We start from the raw sequence: 2285 nt of genomic DNA, 5'->3' as shown, positions 1-2285 counted from the left end.
CGGCGGCCGACGCCGTGCCGCCGTCGCCGTCCTTGCCGCGGCTGCCGCTTCCGCCGCTCGCGGCGCCCTCCGGTGACGGAGGCGGCCCGGGGACGTCGGCGGCCGTCGGTCCGGCGTCCGCCCGGCCCGGCGGCGCGGGCTCCTGGCGGCCGACGCCGGCGGCCAGGAGGACCGCGCCGACGAGGAGCAGGACGACGGCGGCCACGGCGAGCGCGGTGCGCCCGCGCGGTCCGCGCAGGGGACCCGGCGAGTCGTCGGTGGCGGTCGTTTCGTCCGCCTCGGGGGTGCCGCCGTTCGGGCGGGGTGCGTCGTCGTCCATGGCGTGCCTGGCCTCCGGGGTCGGTGGTGCCGTCAGTTGCCGTGGGTCGGTGCGGCGCACACCGGTGTGCCCGGGGGTGGTGGGCGCACCGGTGTGCGGAACGGGGGAGGGCTCAACCCTCGCGGCGGGCCTGCGCGGTCCGCGTGCCCCGGCGTACGGCGAGGAGCCCGCCGGCCGCCAGCACCGCGGCCGCGCCGCCCGCGAGCAGGCCCGGGCTCTCCAGGCCCTCGGTGCCTCCGGATCCGGTCTCCACGCCGCCGACGGGCATGGAGCCGACGGCCGCGCCCTTGACCATCCCGCAGTTCGCGGGGGCGGTCGCCTCCTGCGGCAGCTTCGGGTCGAGCTCGCTCTTGCCCTTGCCGAAGTCGTACTCGTCGTTGTTGTTCGGGTCTATCCCGTGCTGCACGATGTGCAGGTCCTTCAGGTGGTCGGCCACGTCCTGCGACACGTCGATCGTGCGCGAGTACGACAGGGTGCCGTCCTCCTTCGCGGTCGGCATCCGGTCCACGGCCAGGCCGCTGTCCTTGGACGTGTCGCCCTTCGTGGTCAGTGAGATGTTGATGTCGCCGTACTGCGGCAGCCCTTCTGCCGTCGTGACGATGCCGTCGCCGTCCTTGTCCGCGCTCGCGTCCGGGCAGCGGAAGTCGTGGCCGTCGGTGGAGCCGTGGATGTGCTGCGCGTGCGGCTGGCCGGGGACCAGGCCGTCTGCCTCGATCTTCACGGTCAACTTGGTGCCGTCCAGGCTGACCAGGGCGGTTCCGGAGGCGCCGGAGCTGTTCAGCGGTTCGAGATCGATCTGGTAGGTGTCGGCGGCGGGCGCGTTCTTCGCCGCGGCGGGTGCATGCCCTTCGTGCGCGAGCACGGGTCCCGCGGCGACCAGTGAGAACGCGGCGGGCAGTGCCACGAACGCACTGACGCGGGTCGCCGTCCTGCGGGCGGTGTGCTGGGCCTTCATGGTGCCATCCCCTTCGCGAGCCCCAACCGTGCTGCCTCGGGGCCGAGTTCGATCACGTGTTCCGCTGTGTTCCTGTGGTTCGGAACAGGTAAGGCAGGGGATTGGTCAGCGTTTCGCACCGGATCCGGCGCCCCTAAAGGGCGATCAGGCCGGCCGCCGTCACCCGGAACCCGCAGGTGTCGACGTAGAACGGCCGCAGCCGCTCCTCGAAGTCGACGTGCAGCCAGTCGCATCGGGCCGCTCGCGCCCCGTCCGCCGCGGCGGCGACGAGCGCGGCGCCCACCCCCTCGCGCCGGCAGCGCGCGGCCACGACGGTGTCGAGCAGGAACGCGTGTGTCCCGCCGTCCCAGGCGACGTTGACGAACCCGACGAGCTCCCCGCCCGCGTCCCGCGCGCACACCCAGCCGAGGCTGTGCCGCTCCAGCCGTGCGTGCCAGTCGATCTCGGCGGGGGGCCCGCCGAATCCCTCGGCGTGCAGGGCGTTGAGCGCGGTGCTGTCGACGGGGGCGCGCCAGGTGTACGTGGTCGTCATGGCGCGAGCGTAGTGACGGCGCGGGAGGGCACACGGCCGGGAGGGAGGTGTCTGCGGTGTCGGATGTGCGGAACGACGGTGTGCTCGGTCGGCGGACGGCGTGGCTGGTGCGATGGGGGCCGTGGGTGATCGGACCGCTGCTGCTGGTCTCGTCCGCCGGGTTCGTGAACCGGATCGTCGACGGGGATTCCGTGAACCAGGTGGTCGTCGGCGGGTTCAACACCGCGTTCTGGGTCTCCGTCCTGGTCGGCAACCGCGCCATGTGGCGCCGGCACCGGAGCGCACTCGCGCGCCGCGAGTCCTCGGCCTGAGCAGGCGCTGTTCGCCGACCACCGATCCCGGCGATCGGGTCGGCGCGACCGGTGGCATGCGAAGTGCCGCCCGGCCCGCCCCGCAGGGCGGCCCGTCCCCGTGGGCGGGGCCGCACCGCCCGGCAGGCGGGGCATGCCCAGGGTATTATAAACAAAAGACGCAGCCCA

At 73.9% G+C, this 2285-nt stretch carries 3 protein-coding genes and 1 pseudogene; 1 reads left to right on the top strand and 3 read right to left on the bottom strand.

Going from position 1 to position 2285, the window contains the following annotated elements:
• From ACFWEG_RS15755 to ACFWEG_RS15745, 3 genes and pseudogenes are all read right to left on the bottom strand, one after another.
• Positions 1-319 (bottom strand): annotated as a pseudogene (locus ACFWEG_RS15755) (hypothetical protein); the annotation flags it as partial.
• A 112-nt stretch (positions 320-431) separates the two neighbouring features.
• Entirely contained in the window at positions 432-1274 is an 843-nt protein-coding gene (locus ACFWEG_RS15750; RefSeq protein WP_387214805.1) for a hypothetical protein, read from the bottom strand.
• A 133-nt stretch (positions 1275-1407) separates the two neighbouring features.
• Positions 1408-1806: a GNAT family N-acetyltransferase gene (locus ACFWEG_RS15745; RefSeq protein WP_387214802.1), complete on the bottom strand. Its 399-nt coding sequence runs from the start codon at positions 1804-1806 to the stop codon at positions 1408-1410.
• A gap of 56 nt (positions 1807-1862) precedes the next feature.
• Between ACFWEG_RS15745 and ACFWEG_RS15740 the strand changes: the two genes are divergently transcribed.
• Positions 1863-2117, top strand: a complete 255-nt coding sequence (locus ACFWEG_RS15740) for a hypothetical protein (protein ID WP_387214800.1) — start codon at positions 1863-1865, stop codon at positions 2115-2117.
• Positions 2118-2285 lie beyond the last annotated feature (168 nt).

Origin of the sequence: Streptomyces sp. NPDC060194 (assembly GCF_042728285.1) — a bacterium.
In the GTDB taxonomy this organism is placed as follows: Bacteria; Actinomycetota; Actinomycetes; order Streptomycetales; family Streptomycetaceae; genus Streptomyces.
Note: the sequence above shows the minus strand (reverse complement) of the source record. Positions and strands in the feature narration are given on the sequence as shown.